Annotated in this window: 18 protein-coding genes and 1 other annotated feature; of the genes, 11 read left to right on the plus strand and 7 right to left on the minus strand. The window is 39.1% G+C overall.

The window, feature by feature from the left end; all coding sequences use genetic code 11:
• Positions 1 to 76 precede the first annotated feature (76 nt).
• Entirely contained in the window at positions 77 to 739 is a 663-nt protein-coding gene (locus PGP85_RS19340; RefSeq protein WP_034708522.1) for a deoxynucleoside kinase, read from the plus strand.
• 42 nt (positions 740 to 781) lie between these two features.
• Here PGP85_RS19340 and PGP85_RS19345 read toward each other — a convergent pair whose 3' ends face one another.
• Positions 782 to 1,333: a hypothetical protein gene (locus PGP85_RS19345; RefSeq protein ID WP_270328924.1), complete on the minus strand. Its 552-nt coding sequence runs from the start codon at positions 1,331 to 1,333 to the stop codon at positions 782 to 784.
• A gap of 1 nt (position 1,334) precedes the next feature.
• Positions 1,335 to 1,664 (minus strand): PadR family transcriptional regulator, encoded by a 330-nt coding sequence (locus tag PGP85_RS19350; RefSeq protein WP_010742863.1) that lies wholly within the window; start codon positions 1,662 to 1,664, stop codon positions 1,335 to 1,337.
• Between the two features lie 187 nt (positions 1,665 to 1,851).
• On the opposite strand from PGP85_RS19350, the gene PGP85_RS19355 reads away from it, so the two are divergent.
• Positions 1,852 to 2,757, plus strand: a complete 906-nt coding sequence (locus PGP85_RS19355) for a magnesium transporter CorA family protein (RefSeq protein WP_010742864.1) — start codon at positions 1,852 to 1,854, stop codon at positions 2,755 to 2,757.
• Positions 2,758 to 2,979: 222 nt separating this feature from the next.
• A complete protein-coding gene (locus PGP85_RS19360) occupies positions 2,980 to 3,330 on the plus strand; it encodes a hypothetical protein (protein WP_010742865.1) in 351 nt (116 codons plus the stop codon).
• A gap of 77 nt (positions 3,331 to 3,407) precedes the next feature.
• Here PGP85_RS19360 and PGP85_RS19365 read toward each other — a convergent pair whose 3' ends face one another.
• Both PGP85_RS19365 and PGP85_RS19370 read right to left on the minus strand, forming a co-directional pair.
• Positions 3,408 to 4,217, minus strand: a complete 810-nt coding sequence (locus tag PGP85_RS19365; protein ID WP_270328926.1) for a Cof-type HAD-IIB family hydrolase — start codon at positions 4,215 to 4,217, stop codon at positions 3,408 to 3,410.
• A gap of 79 nt (positions 4,218 to 4,296) precedes the next feature.
• A complete protein-coding gene (locus tag PGP85_RS19370) occupies positions 4,297 to 5,331 on the minus strand; it encodes an FUSC family protein (protein ID WP_090407968.1) in 1,035 nt (344 codons plus the stop codon).
• 220 nt (positions 5,332 to 5,551) lie between these two features.
• Positions 5,552 to 5,680, plus strand: a sequence feature (ribosomal protein L20 leader region).
• Between the two features lie 27 nt (positions 5,681 to 5,707).
• On the opposite strand from PGP85_RS19370, the gene infC reads away from it, so the two are divergent.
• The 3 genes from infC (at position 5,708) to rplT (ending at position 6,926) form a co-directional block, all read left to right on the plus strand.
• On the plus strand, positions 5,708 to 6,232 hold the full coding sequence (gene infC, locus PGP85_RS19375) for a translation initiation factor IF-3 (protein ID WP_010742868.1): 525 nt from the start codon (positions 5,708 to 5,710) through the stop codon (positions 6,230 to 6,232).
• A 72-nt stretch (positions 6,233 to 6,304) separates the two neighbouring features.
• The gene (gene rpmI, locus PGP85_RS19380; protein ID WP_010742869.1) at positions 6,305 to 6,505 is read left to right on the plus strand and encodes a 50S ribosomal protein L35; all 201 of its coding nucleotides are present in this window, start codon (positions 6,305 to 6,307) and stop codon (positions 6,503 to 6,505) included.
• 61 nt (positions 6,506 to 6,566) lie between these two features.
• On the plus strand, positions 6,567 to 6,926 hold the full coding sequence (rplT, locus tag PGP85_RS19385) for a 50S ribosomal protein L20 (protein WP_010742870.1): 360 nt from the start codon (positions 6,567 to 6,569) through the stop codon (positions 6,924 to 6,926).
• Between the two features lie 310 nt (positions 6,927 to 7,236).
• On the opposite strand, the gene PGP85_RS19390 is transcribed toward rplT, so the two are convergent.
• Both PGP85_RS19390 and PGP85_RS19395 read right to left on the minus strand, forming a co-directional pair.
• Complete coding sequence (locus PGP85_RS19390; RefSeq protein ID WP_010742894.1) at positions 7,237 to 7,881, minus strand: DUF2922 domain-containing protein; 645 nt, start codon at positions 7,879 to 7,881, stop codon at positions 7,237 to 7,239.
• Between the two features lie 44 nt (positions 7,882 to 7,925).
• Positions 7,926 to 8,309: a hypothetical protein gene (locus PGP85_RS19395; protein ID WP_270328929.1), complete on the minus strand. Its 384-nt coding sequence runs from the start codon at positions 8,307 to 8,309 to the stop codon at positions 7,926 to 7,928.
• Positions 8,310 to 8,885: 576 nt separating this feature from the next.
• Here PGP85_RS19395 and PGP85_RS19400 point away from each other — a divergent pair.
• Positions 8,886 to 9,014 (plus strand): hypothetical protein, encoded by a 129-nt coding sequence (locus tag PGP85_RS19400; protein WP_010742896.1) that lies wholly within the window; start codon positions 8,886 to 8,888, stop codon positions 9,012 to 9,014.
• A gap of 161 nt (positions 9,015 to 9,175) precedes the next feature.
• Positions 9,176 to 11,728 carry an HAD-IC family P-type ATPase gene (locus tag PGP85_RS19405; protein ID WP_270328931.1) on the plus strand — a complete coding sequence of 851 codons (2,553 nt, stop codon included), beginning with the start codon at positions 9,176 to 9,178 and terminating at the stop codon, positions 11,726 to 11,728.
• 9 nt (positions 11,729 to 11,737) lie between these two features.
• On the opposite strand, the gene PGP85_RS19410 is transcribed toward PGP85_RS19405, so the two are convergent.
• On the minus strand, positions 11,738 to 13,186 hold the full coding sequence (locus tag PGP85_RS19410) for a helix-turn-helix domain-containing protein (protein WP_270328933.1): 1,449 nt from the start codon (positions 13,184 to 13,186) through the stop codon (positions 11,738 to 11,740).
• Positions 13,187 to 13,360: 174 nt separating this feature from the next.
• Here PGP85_RS19410 and PGP85_RS19415 point away from each other — a divergent pair, with 174 nt between their 5' ends.
• The 3 genes from PGP85_RS19415 (at position 13,361) to PGP85_RS19425 (ending at position 20,334) form a co-directional block, all read left to right on the plus strand.
• Positions 13,361 to 14,287, plus strand: a complete 927-nt coding sequence (locus PGP85_RS19415) for an aldo/keto reductase (protein WP_090409218.1) — start codon at positions 13,361 to 13,363, stop codon at positions 14,285 to 14,287.
• Between the two features lie 640 nt (positions 14,288 to 14,927).
• A complete protein-coding gene (locus PGP85_RS19420; protein ID WP_270328934.1) occupies positions 14,928 to 18,416 on the plus strand; it encodes a MucBP domain-containing protein in 3,489 nt (1,162 codons plus the stop codon).
• Positions 18,417 to 19,140: 724 nt separating this feature from the next.
• The gene (locus tag PGP85_RS19425; RefSeq protein ID WP_270328935.1) at positions 19,141 to 20,334 is read left to right on the plus strand and encodes a glycine C-acetyltransferase; all 1,194 of its coding nucleotides are present in this window, start codon (positions 19,141 to 19,143) and stop codon (positions 20,332 to 20,334) included.
• The last annotated feature ends 6 nt before the right edge of the window (positions 20,335 to 20,340 follow it).

Consider the following 20,340-nt stretch of genomic DNA (forward strand, 5'->3'; position numbering starts at 1 on the left):
GACACAAGATATTGGGGGTATATTAAATAAGTTGGAAAATCCGCACTATATTTTGTATGAAACGAGTTGGAGGTTTATGAGCGTGATCGTATTAGCAGGAACTATTGGAGCAGGAAAATCAAGTTTGACCGCGATGTTGTCAGAGCATTTAGGCAGTCAGGCTTTTTATGAGTCGATTGATGATAATGAGGTATTGCCGCTGTTTTACGCAGACCCAGAACAATATGCATTTTTATTACAGATTTATTTTTTAAACAAACGTTTTGACAGTATTAAAAAGGCGATGCAGGATGATAATAATGTCTTGGATCGTTCAATCTATGAGGATTCCTTATTATTCCATTTAAATGCTGATCTTGGTCGAGCAACCGAGACAGAAGTGAAAGTTTATGATGAGTTGTTGGCGAACATGATGCAAGAATTGCCATATGCTGCTCACAAAAAGCATCCTGATTTATTAGTACACATTCGTGTCTCATTTGAAACCATGATGGAACGGATTCAAAAACGTGGCCGAGAATATGAACAATTAGAATTTGATCCGACACTATATGATTACTATAAAGAATTGAACAGCCGTTACGATCAGTGGTATGAAGACTACAATGAGAGTCCTAAAATCCAAATCGACGGCGATCGTTTGAACTTTGTCGATGAAGCAGCCGCACGCGATGAAGTCATTCGAATGATCGATGAAAAAATCCTAGAAGTCCAAGGTGTTCCCGTAGAAGCGGAATAAGAAAAAGCTTTGCCAAAATCTGGCAAAGCTTTTTTTTGCGGACTATTTTGAGTGGTTCTGACTGATCACGCGATTGTGCTTGTTCAAACCTAGTGCGATACCCAGCAGTAACCCTAAACCAAGCATTAAAAAGAAGACGATACCAATCAATTCACCGCTATATAATATTTGTCCGAAGATCCCGATGATTGCGCCGATTACGATCCCGATGAACAAATTGCTGGCATAGCCTAAGCCGATGGATTCTTCAGTTTGCGGATCGATCGTTTGATAGTAAGCTTGGCGTTCTTGATTTCTGATTTCTTCGTCAGAGAGTGGCCGATCAGCTCTAAAAGTAGCCATTGCCTTATTCAAAGCGTCTTGTTCGCTTAAATTTTCTTCAGCCATTAGTTGAGTCATATACTCTTTGATGTAACCAGCGATTTCTTCCGTTTCTTCCTTCCGGTCGGGCTTTAAATTCTTTTTTGTCTTTTCTTGCAGTTCTTGTAATTTTAGAGCCATTCGTTCGGGATAGCTTAGCTGATCTTTACTCAAACTGGCTTTGACCATATTGTCTGCAAATTTTTGAATTTTATCATCGATTGATGTACTCATTTTATTCGTCTCCTTTATAAAAACCGTCCATTAAGTCTTTAATGAATTGCCATTCTTGTTTTTTATGCTGTAAGAAAGCCGCTCCCTTTTCGGTTAAGTGGTAATATTTACGCCGAGCTGCTTGTCCATCTTGCCAGTAGCTTACGACATAACCATTTTTTTCCAAGCGTTTGAATGCGACGTATAAGGTGCCTTCCTTCAATTCAAACGTTTCATTGCTCGATTTCTTTGCTTGACGAGCGATGTCATATCCGTAACTATCTGCTTTAGCCAAAATACTGAGAATAATCGGATCGATATATCCCCGCAAAACCTCTTTATCAATTTCCAAGCTAATACCTCCTTACATTTAATACCTCACTACACGAGTATAATAAGACGAGGTATTGATTAAGTCAACAAAAAGGTTTTTTGTCGGAATAGATTTACTGGCAAAACAGCCTGCAAGCAGAAATGAATACTGAATGAAAGTTTTTGTTATACTGAGAGTAGGATGAATTCGCACTAGGAGGTTTCTGATGGACAGTAGACAAACATTTAATCAAGAGATGTGTTCGTGGATCAATGTAGACAGCACCCAATCACATGAAATAAAAAAATTGAGAGCCAGCTATGCGATCAGCGATGAAATGCTGACGTATGCACTGGATGACAATGAACGGGCTCGGGTGGAGTATGATCCAATGGAGAAGGCACTGCTGTTGATTTTTAATGTGCCTAATCTGTTAAAAAAAGATAATCACTATGAAACCAGTCCGATGGCCTTCATCTTGAAGGATCATTACTTTTTTTCTTTTATCAATGAACGAACAGCGTATGTTGAAAACATTATCGAAAACATTTTGTCCAATGAGCCAAATCAAAGTACGGCGAGTTTGCTATTCCATACTTTATTTTTAATTTCCGACTATTATTTCCCATTAGTGGAGGAAGTGGATAGTCAACGGATTCACTTGAACAAAAAGCTGAGGGAAAAAACGACGAATAAAAATTTATTGGCTCTTTCCGACTTAGAGATCGGGTTGGTCTATTTAGTAACCGCGACCAAGCAGAATGCGGTGCTGTTAGAACAAATAAAAGCGCAATCGATTTTCTCAAGCTTTACGGATAAGGAAAAAGAAGAACTGGACGATGCCTTGATCGAGGCCAAGCAAGCGGTAGAGATGACGAAGCTTTCCAGCGAAGTGTTGGATCAGCTATCCGGTACCTATAATAATTTATTGAACAATAATTTGAATGATACGATGAAAATCTTAACGATCTGGTCATTACTATTAACAATCCCGACAATCGTGACTGGTTTCTTCGGCATGAATATGCCGCTGCCATTCACTCATTCCGAAATCGGCTGGATTATAACGTTAGTCATTAGTCTGGGTTTGTCCGTATGGTTGATCCTGATTTTATGGCGCAGAATCCGTTGAGGTAGTTCAGAAATATTTTTATTTTTTTTGGTGCTGTAATTAGGAACTTTCAGTTTCGGGTATTGGTAGATTAAGTGATAAATTATTTTGATTGACCATTTTAAACCAGTCTAGTGAGGTGTTTGCAACCTAACTAGGCTGATTTATTTTAGTTATTCACACAGATACTGTTTTTTGTTATTATTAATTGGTTCTTATAAATAACTTAAAGGAGTTTCAACGATGGACGAACAATCGAACAGAATTATCCCTGATGAGATAAAAGGCTGGAACTGGGGAGCATTTATGTACAATATTACTTGGGGGATCGGTAATAAAAGTTATTTGCCTTTATTGTGTCTCATTCCGCTATTTAATATTATTTGGATTTTTGTGTGTGGTTTTAAGGGGAATGAATGGGCATGGCAAAAAGGTGATTATGAAGATATCGATACTTTCTTGGCTGTACAAAAAACATGGAATCGCGCGGGATTAGTCGGCTTTATTCTTTTCATCCTTCTGATGGTTGTGTATTTTCTTTTCTTCGCAGCAATAATTACATCTATTATCACTAGTTATCATTCATACTATTAATATTAAATAAAGCACTATCCCGTTTTGACAGGGATAGTGCTTTATTAGTGAAGCGATGTAAAGTTGAATAATAATATTTAGAGAATAAACGTTTCAATAACCTCCGCTACGGCATGGTTTTCATGATCTGCCAAGGTTGTATGCTGCGCAGCATCTTTTACCGCAGGAACGGCATTTGCGACAGCGATGCCTAATTCGGCGGCATGAATCATTGCTAGATCATTCGTGTTGTCCCCGATAGCGATTGTTTCCTCCATAGGAATACTCAGGTGTTCGGCCAAAGTTTGTAATGCTACTCCTTTGCTGACACCTTTTGGATTGAACTCGATGTAGCGATTAGAAGAATAGCTGATTTCCAGCAGATCATGCAGATCCGCAGGCATGTCTTCTTCTAGCTTTTCTAAATAGCTGCGGTCCAAATTTTGGAACAAGGCTTTGTAGCAGACCTGATCTTTAAGAAACTGAATATCATCATCCAAACGTTTTTCGTGCGGGATTGTCGTTAAGTAGGCGTCTTCCTCAGGGTTGCTGTGATAGACATAGGTTTGGTCAAAAGTATAAAGATGGATCGCTACTTCATAGTTTGAGCCAAACTCGAATAAACGCGCTAGAATCTCAAAAGGCATTGGGAAATCTTTGATGATGGTGGGGCCATGATTCTCAACCACCACACCGCCGTTAAACCCGATCATGTAATGGTCGGCCTTATTAGCGACATCCAATTCTTCCAGCGTTTGTTTAATAGAATAAAATCCGCGTCCGGTTGCTGGTGCGAATACGACGCCTTCTGCTTCGGCCTTTTGTATCGTATCTTGCGTCTTATCTGATACATGTCGACCTTTGTCCAATAAAGTCTCATCCAAGTCGCAAGCAATTAATCGGTACATAGATGGTCCTCCTTCATTTTTCTTGTTCTCATTATAGCAAAAAACCGAGTAGGCTCACTCGGTTTTCTGAAGATACTAGTTAGTTTGAATGAAATTTTCGATTGTAAAACTCTAAACTGGTACTCATAAGCCATCCGGCTAGAAGACCTAATAGACTGCCAAGCACGATTCCTAAAAAACGAAATTGAATCAAGGAGTAGAGATATTGTTGCCGCACTAGCATTGAGAGCATCAATGCCATCGGGGTGGTAAAGAATTGAGCGATCGCGTAATTGCGCTTAACGAAATATTCAACCGTCACAAACAAAACGGTGATGATCAGCAGTGTCTCGAAAACCGATAACGGTAAATACAATAGAAAGGCCGCAATTGCCAGACCGATGATCGTACCGAAAATCCGTTGAACATTGCGATGAGCCATAGCCCGAAGATTGTCGGCTTGTAAAATGGAGGCACAAGAGACGACTAGCCAATACGGATTTTTCAGCTGCAAGCTCATACTCAAATAGACGGCAAAAAATAGAAAGCCACTGTATAGAAGGCTGTCGATTACTACGGCAGGATCGTCATCGATACGCGATTTCACTGTCTTTCTTGCTTCAATTGCTGGCAACGGCTTATTTTCTACAAAATGCAAAATGGTAGCTACTAGCAAGGAGAAAAGTACACCGATGAAAAAGTAACCGCTCATTACTGGAATTCTAGTCAAGGGTATTTTTGTACTGGCACCCATGGCTGTGACCATCACGATGAAAAAGGGACCTGGTTTAGCAATACCATATAGACGGAAGAAGAATCTTCCTAAAAAGCCGACAATCGCGACTACGATTGGGGCAGTCCAAGCGGCGTGGGTAGAAAGCATCCCAAGAAAATTTGCCACAGTCAAAAAACTGCCTACGATAGACAAGCGCATGATTAATTGTTTTAGCGGAAGTCTTTGATAATAGAGAAAGGTGAAAATACCTAAAGAGCCGAAGCTAGAAATGGCTAGCTGGTGGGTTAAGTAGCCGGTGAATAAAACACTGATCATACAAAGACCGGCACCGAGTAAACGAAACGGTGATTCCTTTGGTCTGTTGTAATGAATCAATTCTTTAAAAAAAGATTGTTCCATCCAATCACTTCCTTTTTCTAAGAACTCATTTTTCGAAAAACCTGAAAAATAATTCTGAATGAATCTGAGAGGGTCGTTGCAGAGCAAACAGACACCCTTTTCATATATAGGTTAGCATACAAACTAAAGAAAGTTCAATAGAAAGTTTCTGAAAACGACTAAAAATAGGTTTGAAGAGGTTGACATTCCTTAGAATAGCTTGTATACTATTAAAGTTGAGAAATGAAAGCAGAAGCACCCGCTTCTCGCCTTACGCGAACATCTCGCTGGGCTAGATAGTTAATGACTGATCTTTTGGATGAGTCATACTACGTGCGGGTTCGTAAAGAACTCGTTTTTTTATTCGCTTTTTTTCTCTCAAAAAATTTGGAGGTGAATGACCATAGCAAAGGATATGATGGTTAACGACGGCATTCGTGCTCATGAAGTGCGTTTGATCGGCCAAGATGGCGAACAACTAGGTGTGAAGTCGAAAGCAGAAGCATTAAGAATCGCTGAACAAGCAAATCTTGATGTTGTACTTGTAGCTCCAGGCGCAAAACCACCGGTAGCGCGTATTATGGATTACGGGAAATATCGTTTCGAAATGCAAAAGAAGAATCGTGAAGCTCGTAAAAAACAAAAAGTGATCAACATTAAAGAAGTTCGTTTAAGTCCGACAATCGATGTAAACGACTTTAATACAAAACTTCGGAACGCACGTAAATTCCTAGAAAAAGGGGACAAAGTGAAAGCTTCGATCCGTTTCAAGGGCCGTGCCATTACCCATAAAGAGATTGGTCAGAAAGTTCTTACTCGCTTGGCTGATGAAACAGAAGACATTGCGACAGTAGAACAAAAACCGAAGATGGACGGACGTAGCATGTTCTTAGTGCTTACGCCGAAAGAGAAAAAGGACTAACAATAATTTTGAGAATGCTCTTTAGCCTTAGTTGAAGAGTGTGCGAAATGAAAAGTAGGAGGAAATTTAGTCATGCCAAAACAAAAAACACATCGCGGTTTAGCAAAACGCGTAAAACGCACTGGTAACGGCGGTTTGAAACGTTTCCGCGCGTTCACAAGTCACCGCTTCCACGGAAAAACGAAAAAACAACGTCGTCAATTACGTAAAGCGTCTATGGTATCTAAGGGCGATTACAAACGTATCCGCCAACAATTGGCACGCATGAAATAATTGCGCAACCCGCTTTACAACTTAAAAAATTCAATGATCTATTTATTAGGAGGAATTAAACATGGCACGTGTTAAAGGTGGAACAGTAACTCGTAAGCGTCGTAAAAAGACATTAAAACTAGCTAAAGGTTACTACGGTTCTAAACACACTCTATTTAAAACAGCTAAAGAACAAGTAATGAATTCATACAACTACGCATATCGCGATCGTCGTCAAAAGAAACGCGACTTCCGCAAATTATGGATTGCACGTATCAACGCTGCAGCTCGTATGAACGGCTTGAGCTACTCAAAATTAATGCATGGTCTTAAAGTTGCCGGTATCGAAATCAACCGCAAAATGTTAGCTGATTTAGCAGTTAACGATGCAGCTGCGTTCACTTCACTAGCTGACCAAGCTAAAGATTCATTAGCTAAATAATGAATGTTCAACCTCACTTATTTAAGTGGGGTTTTTTGTTTGCCTTAATTGATCGCTAATCACGCAATACAAAATCGACCTATGACATAAATTTGAGTATTCACGTGGATCACGCCCGCTTAACTAATGGTTGACGAGGATGGTGATCAATCCCGTGAAGAACGGCGCGGGAACTTAGCGAATAAACTCACTCAAAGTCGTGTCACCTCCCATCCGGATTAGGAGGAATAACGACTAGATCAGGCTTTTCTACGCATATTTAGCTTGAGAAAGGTGGAATTTAGTTGTTTTTAGATTTATCGGACATCATTCAAGAAGGATCTTCTTTATTTTTTCCTCTCTTGCCCCAGAATCGGGCGAATCTTTGCCTAAGACTATCGCCGTTCTTTTCAAGCGATTGATTCGGCGGCTGTAGAATTTTGTCAGAGGTCATATCATTCACCTTTACTGCACTATTTATTGATTTCGAATCATTACTTGTTGTTTGCGGCAAGCGAGTTGGAATACTAGAAACCTTTAATGTCGGCAGTGAGACAGCAGGGAAACTTGCAGAACTATTTTTACACGTCAATGTAGTTAATTCATCGATTTTGGGTGTGCTTTTTGTTAATAAATCGGGATCAACTTTCGCATTTATCGATAATGCTTTTTTTTCTGTGGTCACTGTCTCAATTTTTATGGGCAAATCATCGCGCTGTTGTTTTTTCTCTATTTTAGGATCGTTTTTTACATCGAAAATTTCAGTCTCCTTAGTCGTCACGATCTTCGCGGTGACAATAGAATCAAATAGTTTTACGCCATCTTGTTCAAAAATATCTAAGTTCGTCAGTAATTCGCAAGCATCTTTGATTACAGGAGTCGGCAGATCGGCGTTCACGTCTTTATATGTCCAATTGTGTTCTTTTCCAAGACCATTTGTAAATGTCGCAACTAAATCGTGTTTGTCATTTATCATTTAGATTGTCCTCTCTTTAAGATTTTCTGGATAGGTAGGTTATTTCAAGGTTCGTTGGTTTCATCAGGACCGGCAAATGACAGTAAGGAGCGGAAGAGTGTCATAGCTTTCTGACCAAAATTTCTTACAGGAAAAACCTTCGCGGTTAATGCGCGCCACTCAGGTGCCATGAAGTAATCTTTGAAGTAATAGAAAAAACGTTTCATGGTACGAGTAGCCTTCGTATTCATAAAAATCTTTCGGACAAGATCCTTCAGAAAGTGGGCAAACTCCTCCGCACCAAGCTGGTGCCTTACTCGTAGTGCTAGGATATATTTGATGGTTAGGCTGCTGTTTTGTGTTTCGTAATAATAGTTGGTAATTCTTTTTTCCAGTGTTTTTGATTTCAAATTGAAAAGTTGTCGATGAGACAATGTTTGTTCATTCATGAGATTCTTATCCTCCTTTTTTTAGTGAGAGGAGGCGATAAGATTGTCGCCATCCTCAATTACTTCCGTTAAAAATGTTTTTTGTTGTTTCGATATCCTTAGTGATGATGATTTTGTTGAAGAGTTTCTCATCGTCTTTTCAAATGGATGTAACAAAGCGAATCTTTCCAAGCTGCCTAGGATTTCTTCTTTCACCGTGATCGCTGTACTCCATATTTTTATTCCGGCCGGTGATTAAAAGATACTCGATTTTTTGAAAAAATACGAATCGCAATTTAACCGCTACTCCCCCCAAATTGACACGTTTTGGGGTGAAAAAGCCTGTTTTTGCGTTAAAATAGGTCAATTTTGGGGGTGTAAGTGTCAAATTGCGATTTGAAGATTATTTTGAATTGGTTTATAATAAAAGTTTTGCTGTCCTTCTCTTAACTACTAAGTGAAGGTAAGTTAAGTAATTGGATGTAAAATATATTGTAGTAAGCATATTAGAAGATACATCTACCTACTTGTGCTAGGATTAATTCATAGAGTAGTCGGAACAAGATTCTTTAGAAAAAAGCATGGGAGGTAGTCAGTATGAAATCATTTGTTAAGTTCGTAGTTGCTAGTACATTGATTGTCGGTGGCGTTTTAGTGGCAGGTACAATTTTGACGACTAAGAAGATCGATGAGTATGGCGATGATCTGCAAAACTTTTTACACTAGTCTTTCTATTATTGAATAGCCGCACTTCATTTAATGGGAGTGGGGCTATTTTTTGAATTTTGAAACACAATTATTTCAGTCCTCCATGAAATTATCGACCTTAAAAAATGTTATTTATCCGTATACTTAAGGTATCAAATAAATGATATGGAGGAACACATATGAAATGGTATAAATTATCAACCGAAGATATTTTACATAAAGTAGCATCACAAACTACTGGTTTAACAAAAGAACAACGTAGCGCTCGTCTAAAAAATAATGGGCCGAACAAAATGGAAGAGAAGGAGCAAGTTAAATTATTGCGTAAAATCGCCAAGCATTTTACTGATTTATTGATGGTTGTTTTGATCGTTGCGGCTGTGCTGAAATTTGCGACAGGCGAGGCGGTTGAAGGCGGAATTATTTTCTTAGTCGTGATCGTCAATGGTTTTGTTGGCTATTGGCAGGAGCGCAAGGCGGAAGAATCGTTAGATGGATTGAAGCAGATGATGGGCCAGGAAGCGACGGTGCTAAATGAAGGGCAGCCGCTTAAACTGGATTCAGAAGAGCTGGTTCAAGGGGATGTCGTGATCTTGAAAGCTGGCGATGTTATCCCTGCGGATCTGCGGTTGATTGAGGTTCATGATTTGACGGTGGAGGAATCGATCTTAACCGGTGAATCTGAGGCGGTCGAAAAGACAGTTGAGGTGATTTCGCAAGAAGCGATGGCCGGCGATCAGCTAAATATGGCTTTTTCGGGAACACTTGTACAAACAGGTTCCGCCCGCGGGCTAGTGGTGGAAACAGGCGATGCGACAGAAATCGGAAAGATCAATCACGCCTTGCAGTCGATCCAAACACAAACGACACCGCTAGTTAAAAAAATGCACCAATTAAATAAACAGATTTTTAGAGGAATTTTGGCTCTGATTGTGTTCTTACTATTCTTTACCAGCTTCAGATACGGGATGGACTGGAGCTTGATGTTCTCAGCGAGTATCGCGTTGATCGTTGCCATGATTCCAGAAGGACTTCCGGCTGTTTTGACGATGATCCTTTCGATGGGTGTCAAAGAAATGGCTGATGAAAATGCAATCATCAAAGGGATGCCGGCAGTAGAGACATTGGGCTCAATGACTGTAATCTGCTCGGATAAAACAGGAACCCTTACGAAAAATGAGATGACTGTACAGGAAGTCGTGACGGAAGAACTGCCGCTAGTAAAAGAGATCATGAATAATTGTCAGGAATTAAAGACGAAAGATGATCAGAAAATTGAAGAGATCCATGGCAACCCAACAGAACTTGCTTTATTGAATTATGTAGCGGAAGAAGAGCAGCAGTTGAAACCTGTGTTAGCAAAGATTCCTTTCAGCTCTAGTTACAAATATATGGCGACGATGCATGCGGAGGGTGAGGACCAAATCATTTTTGTTAAAGGTGCTCCTGAAGTGTTATTAGAAAAGGCTGATGCAACGAATGAAGAGAAGGCAAGATGGGAGCAACGCGGCTTAGAACTAGCTAGTAAAGGTCAGCGTGTGCTAGGATTCGGTTACAAAAAAGTTTCCGCAACAGAGTTAACCCATGAGTTATTATCGGGACTGACATTTGCCGGTTTGGCCGGAATCATCGATCCGCCAAAAGAGAGTGCTGTTCGAGCAGTTGAACAGGCGCAGCAAGCGGGGATCTCAGTGAAGATGATCACTGGCGATCATAAAGCAACGGCCCAAGCAATCAGTAAGCAAATTGGGTTGAAGCACACATCTAAAATTTTAGAGGGTGCCGATATTGACAGCATGTCTGATGAAGAATTGGTTGAAGTGGTTGGAAAAGTAGATGTATATGCTCGGACGACGCCGGATCATAAGCTGCGAATCGTAACGGCGCTTCAGAAAAAAGAAGAAATTGTAGGAATGACTGGTGACGGAGTGAACGATGCTCCTGCCTTAAAACAAGCGGACATTGGTATTGCAATGGGAATCAAAGGCAGCGAGGTTAGTAAGCAAGCAGCGGATATGGTATTAGCCGACGATAATTTTTATACGATCGTAAAAGCTGTTAAGGAAGGCCGCAGAATCTTTGATAATCTGCAAAAGACGATCAATTTCTTCTTGCCAACAGCATTAGCACAAGGACTGATTGTAATCTTAGCTTTACTGATGAATCGGCCATTGCCATTGACTCCGATTCAAATCTTATGGGTCAACATGGTAACGACGATCACGCTGTCTTATGCTTTAGGTTTTGAAAAGGCAAATCGTGATACGATGAAGCGCCCACCAAGAGACACGAAAATGGGGATTTTATCAGGCTACAGTTTCTTTAGAATCCTGTATGTTTCCTTACTGATCATGATCCCGGCTTACTTCTTGGCCATGCGTTTTGACGGGGCTGCTCTGCAACAAACGATTCTTTTACAGAGTATTGTTTTAGGGCAGGCGGTTTACATGATCAATTGTCGAGAGATGTTCGATCCAGCGATCAACCGTCGTTTCTTCGAAAATAAATTCTTGTTCATCTCATTAGGAATCCTCTTCGTTCTTCAAATGGGTGTAGTCTTCTTACCACTAGGACAACAGCTGATCGGAACAACGGCGCTTAGTTTGGCACAACAATTGGTCATCTTAGGCAATGCACTGCTGCTGTTTCTAGTCGTTGAAATCGAGAAGAGAGTCAGCAAAGGTATTTTCAAAAGAAAAGAAAAAGCGGTCAGCCGTTACCAAAATGACTAACCGTTTTACTTAAAGATACGAATGGGAAGTGAGTTCAGTCAATTGGCTGAGCTCATTTTTTGTTGGAATGGTGGATAGATAGACAACTGGCAATGGCGCCGAATCCAACGGAATATTGGAGAGGATCAAATCTCCGGTTTGAATAATTTCGGCTCGCAGTTGGGACACCTCAAGAGAGACTAAGTTGACGCGTTTACCTAAAAGATCCGCCAGTTCCTGTTGTAAGAATGTTTTCCAAGCAGGTTCACTTTGAAAAATGAAGAAAACTGTTTTCGTATGTGGCTGGATCGAAAAAATCGACTGCTGACTTAAAAGGGAAAAGAGATTAACGAAATATGTCGTATCTCCAATCGTTGAAAACTGCGGCAGGCTATTAAAAAGTGCAGTGCTTTTTTCAGCTAAAACAGCATATTTTTCATTTCGTTGCAGCAATAATTCTTGATACTCTAGCTGAAATTGTTTGGACAGCGCCGGTGATTCAGCATATTTTAGTAGCAACAGTAACAAATTTGTCGATAAGTTTGTCTGCAGCAAGGATTCCAAGTGCAGCTCTTCAGCGATTTCCTGCACTGTTTGCTGTGCTTTTTCCCGCAGGAGCGGATAGTCTTCACTCAATACGTCAGAAACCTTTTTTCCTAAAGGATTGTTGTAGTTCCAGCTTTCTAAAAAGCAGAAAAAGGCAAAAAAGATTTCTTCATCTTGCAGATAGACGCCTTCTTTTTCATATAGCTCTTTCAGAAGAGGGGCATAAAGAACAAATAATGGGTCATTTAGTTCAAAGCTGAAGTCATCAATGGGGCAACCGGCTTTGATACGAATACTATTGATAAAAAACCAGCAGATTCCAAAAATTTGTTCCGTATCCGCAAACAGGTCCTCAGTGAGTTCTTTCGTCAAGAAGCGCAAATAATGTTCCTCGTGGATCGAGTAATCCTCAAAAAAATAATTATTGTGGGTGAAGGGCAGCAGCAGTCGATGGAAAAAAATTCGAATGGCGCTTTCTTCTCCAACTAGGTGTGCCTGTGTTGAGGTCAAACGAATTTTAATCTTAAACGGTTGGATTTGACGATTGATTTTGGTCCGTTGCCGTTTGAGTGTTTCATAGGAAACGCCGGTTTCGTCAAGAAAACGCGGGACATTCAGTTCTTTTGTAAATAATAATTTTTTGACCAGCTGCAGGCTGACGGAATGGGGCAGAAAAGCTTCCCAAATATCGTTGGTAAATGAATTATCCTGTGAAATTAAGCGGATACCGCTTTTGTCAGAGTCCAATTCCCATTGTTCTGGCAGATAGTCGCGAATCAACTGCAAATCAGAAAAAATGGTGCGTTCGGTGGTGCCGATTTTTTCCGCTAATTCTTTAGCCGTTAACTGTGAATGATTAAGCAGCTGCTCTAAAAGCAAAATCTGACGATAAATGTCTTTTTCAGTAATGATTTTTTTCAGCATCGAATACATATAGGGACCCTCCTTTAAAAGTAAGCATACGAAAGAAAGGACAGCTGGGTCAAGTGTCAGCCGTTTCTAGTCTTGATAAGTCTGGATTCTAAGCGCTAGGGATTCTTTTTATCAGCGAAATAGTCTATACTTCTATAGGTAAGAAAAAATGTTTTATCAGAGAGGATGGACACGATGTTACAACGAAAAATCGGCAACAGCTATTGGGAAACTTCAGCAATTGCTTTAGGTATCATGCGAATGTCAGCGCTAACTTCAACTAAGGCAGCAGAGGTTTTGGATACGGCTTTAGAAAATGAGATCAATTTTATTGATTCAGCAGATATGTACGGCGACGGAAAATCAGAATTGATTTTTGGTGCGGCTTTGAAAGAAGCCAAAATCTCTCGTGACAAATTTTTTATTCAATCAAAAGGCGGCATCGTAACTGGTGATGATAAACGCTATGATTTCTCAAAGAAACATTTATTAGCTTCTGTGGATGGTATTTTAGAAAGAATGGGTATCGACTATTTAGATAGTTATTTGCTGCATCGTCCTGATCCATTGATGGAACCAGAGGAAATCGCGGAGGCCTTTGATCTTTTACAGGCGAGCGGGAAGGTCCGTCACTTTGGTGTATCAAACTTCAATCCAGAACAGTTCCAGTTGCTGCAATCTCATGTGGATCAAAAATTATTGATCAATCAATTGCAATTCTCGATCATGCACACAGGGATGATCGATTACGGGATGCATACAAACATGACCGATACACGTTCATTCGATCATGATGGCGGCGTATTAGAATTTTCTCGTCGGAACGGCGTAACAATTCAAGCGTGGTCACCATTCCAATATGGATTTTTCGAAGGTGTATTTGTAGATAATGAAAAATTCCCAGAATTGAATGAACTTTTGGCTAAGCTAGCTAAAAAATATGACACGAATAAAAATGCGATCGCGACTGCTTGGATTTTACGTCATCCAGCCAACATGCAGGTGATTCTTGGAACGATGAATCCAAAACGAATCAAAGAAAGTGCAGCAGGCGGCGATGTGACCTTAACGAAACAAGAATGGTACGATGTCTATTTCGCAGCAGGCAATGATTTACCTTAGATAGATAAAAAATAAGCCAGGACTAACGATTTTCCATTAGTCATGGCTTATTTTTCTCTTTATCTGATTCAAAAAATTCAGGTAAATGAAAGAAAAGACAAGGATGCTGTTGTGAAATTGATCAATCAGCTAGAAGAAGAAGGGAAAATCAATCAAGAAATCGCAAAGACAGTTGTACTTGAATATAGTAAGTCATTAAACTGTCTAATTATTGATTAAAGCATAAGGCATATATTATTTCGATGAGTTAAGAACTGTAGACAAATCAAGCTTTAAATCTCGTATTTAGGGATTTAAGCCTGATTTGTCTTTTTTTATAATCCTAAATTAAATTTGTTTTTATTGTTGAAGATAGCAGCTAATAAAAGCTAAAAAGTTCAGCTTACAGGAAAACTTTTATATATTTTAAGGATTTTTTTAGAAAAACAGTTGAAGTAAGTTAACTTATAAATTATAATGATTATAAATAATTCATAATTAATAAAAAAATATAGCCTAAATGAATTTTATTAAATTTTGGAAAGAAAACAAGATTATAAGTAAGTTGGAAATAATCCTATTTAGTTTCTTTAGTTAAAAAAGGAATAAGAATGCTTGTTTATAAAATAACTAAAGTTTTTTTATAGAGGGGGAAAATGAGATGGTAAAAATGAAAAGGAATTACGCTGTTCTTTTATTTGGTCTTTTTTGTGGTGCTCTTTTATTTGGAGCAACAGGGCAAACAGCTCTTGCGGATGAAGTAACCGTGAATACAATAATTGATCTTCAGGATGCAGTGAAAAATGCTCCAGAAGACCGAAAAGTAATTTTGGGAGATTCTTTTCCAACAGATATTGGTGCAACGATTGCATTAAATGAATCGCCTTATCAAGTGGAGGTTGATGGTGGCGGCAAGGCGCTTCAATCTACTGCGGGAAAACAATTATTTTCTTATGGCGGTGGGACGGGAACAACAAGTTCAATCCTAAAACTTAAAAATTTCAATTTGGAAGGATTAGGTAATTCTGCTCGAGCATTAGTTGTTTCCGGCTATAAAGGAGAATTCATTTTAGAAAATACAAAGGTTAATAATTTTCGATCTTATGACGATGGCAGCGCCTTTTATACAGCGGGGAATACAACGCTCAATAATTGTACGTTCTCGAATAATGTAAATAACGCATCGGGATACTCTGGAGGTGCGATCGCATGTAAAGGGTACTCATCTAATTTTAAAGCATACAATTCAAAATTTATTGCCAACGAGACATTGCAAGCTGGAACGGGAAATGTGGGTGGAGAAGGCGGAGCGATCTATTTCTTCCAACCAAGCGCTTCGGCCAAGTTCACTTTCAAGAATAATTACTTTGAAGGCAACAAATCTGTAGAAGATGTATCTGGCGGCGGCAAGGCCAAACTGGCTGACGGCGGAGCCATTGCCTTTTTCAATACAGTAAACGGCACAGATATTCTATTTGATGGCAATTCATTTGTTGGAAATATTGCCGGTGATGACGGCGGAGCGATCTTAATTCAAACGAATGACAATATTTCGAGTGCTGCTACTTTTAAGAATAATACTTTTTATCAAAATAAAGCTTTAGGGCAAGATTTGTCATCAAATAACGGCGGTGCTATTCAAATTTATGCGAATGGCGGCATCACTGAAGGCAGAAAAGCGGTTGTTGATTACATAAACAATAGTTTTGTTGAGAACACAGCAGCCTATGATGGCGGGGCCATTGGTAGTTCTGGTTACGTTACGAACCTTTCTGCTGGCCGCTATGCCAATAATTTATTTGCAGGGAATAAAGCTCGTACCGCTAGTAAAAATAATATTGCGGATTCCAAAATCGATGGTGCTGGTAATATTGAATCCAATCTTGGTTATGATAATGGCACGGCAACTTCAGTGACAATGGCAGATGCCTTTGGTACAGCACCTGTTAGTTTAGTGGAAAACTATAATAAAATCAAGGCGGGAACTTCTGACGATGCGATCATTTTACCAACGGTCCCGATCGCACCAGAAAAACTAGCAGATGATCAAGTTGAAAATTTGAGAGATGTGAACGAGGATCAACGCGGTTTGCCGAGAACTGCGAAAGCTGATATTGGTTCAGTTGAAATTGATTGGATCAAGTATGATAGTAATGGCGGTATCTTTGATTTAGGAACAGAACTTTCCAAATATGAGGGTACGATTTATTATGAAGGAACACAACCAGAAACTTATTATCAAGTTGGCTATAAAGAGTTGAACCAAACGATTCCAGCAGGTACAGAGTTGAAGGCTACGCGGGAAAGTTATCAATTTGCAGGCTGGTCTAAAGATAAGGATGCCAAGGATCCTGACGATAATTTGGCAGCTGGACAAACGATGACAATACCAAAAGGCAACGAGACACTCTATGCCGTTTGGAAAAAATCAGAACCTGTCATCGTTCACTATATGACTTATGATGAAGACAAGCAGCTGGTTCAAATCAGTCCAGATGAAACCTTGACGGGGAGTCTGGGAGAATCCTATCATGCACAAATCAAGCAAATTGATGACTATGCTTTTTCTGGGGTGAAAGATGGGGATTCGATTACGGGTATTTTCAGTGATGAACCGAAAGAAATCACGTTGATCTATACAAAAGTTGCCAAAGAAAAAGGCATCGTCTTAGCTCAGTATCAAGATGAGTCTGGGAAACCTTTAGCTGGTGATGAGGTCTCCATGGGAGAAATCGGCAGTGATTATACGACCGTTCAAAAAAATATTGACGGTTATACATTTAAAGAAGTAAATGGTAATGAGGCAGGTAAATATGCGGCCGGGATTACACAAGTGATCTATATTTATACTAAGAATCCTGCTCAACAAGGAAAGGTTACCGTCCATTATCAAACAGAAGATCAAACTCCTTTATGTCCAGATGTGGAGCTGACAGGCGATGTTGACGATTACTACTCAGCTGAAGTGAAATCTTTTGATGAGTATGCGCTAAAGGGAATTCCAAGCAATGTTAGTGGGAAATATCAGACTCAGGATCAAGAAGTCACGTTGATTTATGAGAAGAAAGGGACTGGCATTGAAAAAGGTGTTCTGATCGTAGAATATCAAGATGAAACAGGCCATCCACTCCAAAATAGTGAAGTATCAATGGATGCGGTCGGAGAAACATATACTACGAATAAAAAAGAGATCGAAGGATACAGCCTTAAAGAAATCAACGGTGCCGAAACAGGCCAGTATATAGCTGGAATCACTAAAGTTACTTATATTTACAAGAAGAATGACGAGCCTGCTAAATCAGGAGAGGTAATCATTCACTATCAAGACGAAAAGGGAACAAAACTAGCGGATGATTTTTCTGAGGTAAAACCTGTTGGAACGTTGATCCCGCTAAACCAGTTGAATAAATCAATTGAAAATTATGTAATTAAAGAAGTCAAAGGTTTTACTACTGGTACTTATATAGAAGGAACGCAAGAAATTACCGTAGTCTATCGTAAAGTGTCGGGCAATGTGATCGTAAATTATATCAGTGATTCTGGGGAATCATTAGCTAAATCGATCACGATGAGCGGTGATGTAGGTACGGAATATGAGACTGCAAAGAAAGAGTTTAAAGACTATCGATTTAAGGAAGTTTTAGGCAACCCAACAGGTAAATATACTTCTGAACCACAAGTCGTTACTTATATTTATAGCAATAAAGGAACAATTACTATACGTTACGTGGACGAATCAGGAAATGAGTTGGCCCCAGCTGAACAGAAAGTTGGAAAAATTGGCGACGCATATGAAACTGAAGCGAAGACAATTGATGGCTGGAAGTTGAAAGAAACACCGAAAAACGTGAAAGGAAATTATCAAGCTAAAGAGCAGATAATTACTTACGTATATGTAAAGGAGAATAACCAAGGAACTGGTGGCGGCTCTGAAGCAGGCGGCAACACTGCTGGCGGACAAACGAGCACAGCTCATGTCGGTACCAATACCTATACGAGAACAGGAACTTTACCAAATACAAAACAAGAAAGCAGCAATAAACTTTTACCACGAACCGGTGAGAAAACGACGATGACTACTATTCTAATGATAGTAGGTACAATAGTTATTGGATCGGTTGGATTAATCTTTAGAAAAAGAAGAGCATAATAGCAAATTATAGGAGGGTGTACCAATTCTATTGGTGCATCCTTTTTGTTATTCCTAAAATCAACATGAGGACAATAAAAAAACGGCAAAAAGAAAACGCTTAAAAATCAGGAGGGAAGTTATCGAAGAAAAAGATGGATCGGAACAGATAATTTTTTTTTGAGGAACGACTCTTCTTTTTTTTATAGAAATTCGCTCCTTTTTTATAAAAATCGAGTAAAAAAAATGAAATTGTAGATTTATATGAAAATGATAACGCTTTTTATTTGAAAATGATTAGAATTTTATTTCCCTATTTAAATTCTCTATTTTGTTCCACACAGATACAAAGAATTATCCATTGTGAGTAAAAGATCTTATGGTTTGATGTTAGCAGGGCTGTCAGATAACTGTTTTTATAGAATCAAAAGTTTTTTTATTCTTTTATCATCAGTCTTTGTGAAAGCGCATACTTTAAATTTCAACGCTAAATTTGGATAAATAGTTTCCGTAAATTTAACCCAAAAAGTAAATAATCAATTATTAAATAAAATCGATTAGAAAGATTCTAACTTCTATTATAATTCAAGGAATTGTCGAGGTTATAAGTTGTAAACGTTGTCAAATGTGGATAAACTAAGCATGTAAAATACAAAAGCGCAAAAAAATAAGTATGCTATTCACTTTTTAAAAGCAGAAAAATAACAGCCTTAATTGCGCAATAATCAGTATGGAGGGAATAGTTATGAGTTCAAAGGTTCTTGACCAATTTCTAGAAACGAACTTGGCAGATTTAAAAGAAAAAGGGTTGTTCAACACAATTGACGTTTTGGAAGGAAGCAATGGTCCTATCATCACAGTTAATGATAAGAAAATGATCAACTTAGCTTCTAATAACTACTTAGGATTTGCTACTCGCCCAGAATTGATTGAAGCAGACGTGGCAGCAACGAAACATTACGGTGCTGGTGCTGGTGCGGTTCGTACAATCAATGGAACATTAGACATTCACCAAAAATTAGAAGAAAAAATCGCTGAGTTCAAAGGAACTGAAGCAGCAATTGCATTCCAATCAGGTTTCAACTGTAACATGGGTGCCATTTCAGCTGTAATGAAAAAAGGCGATGCAATTCTTTCAGATGAATTAAACCACGCTTCTATTATTGATGGCTGCCGTTTATCCGGTGCGAAAATTATTCGTATAAACCACCAAGATATGGAAGATTTGGAAGCTAAAGCAAAAGCAGCAACTGAAAGTGGCGAATACAACAAAGTAATGTACATTACAGACGGTGTGTTCTCAATGGACGGCGACGTTGCTAAAATTCCTGAAATCGTTGAAATTTGTGAAAAATACAATGTTATCACTTACGTGGATGACGCTCATGGAACTGGTGTAATGGGTAAAGGCCGCGGAACAGTTAAACATTTTGGTATGCAAGATCATATTGATTTCCAAATGGGTACTTTATCAAAAGGTATCGGTGTTGTCGGCGGTTATGTAGCAGGTACAAAACAACTGATTACATGGTTGAAATCTCAAGCTCGTCCATTCTTGTTCTCAACTTCATTAACACCTGGGGCAGCTGGAGCTTGTATCGAAGCAATTGATTTGATTGAAAATCATCCTGAATATGTTGAAAAACTTTGGAACAACGCAAATTACTTCAAGGCTGAATTAAAACGTATCGGTTATGATATCGGTCATGCTGAAACACCAATCACACCAGTTATTGTTGGTGATGAAAGATTAGCACAAGAATTCTCTAAAAAATTGATTGAAAACGGCGTTTACGTGAAACCAATTGTTTTCCCAACAGTACCATTAGGAACTGGCCGTGTACGTAACATGCCAAATGCTGGTCATACAAAAGAAATGCTAGACGATGCAATCAAGGTTTATGAAACAGTCGGTAAAGAATTAGGAATCATCAAATAAAAAAAG

Origin of the sequence: Enterococcus malodoratus, from assembly GCF_027659535.1 — a bacterium.
Classification (GTDB): Bacteria; Bacillota; Bacilli; order Lactobacillales; family Enterococcaceae; genus Enterococcus_A; species Enterococcus_A malodoratus.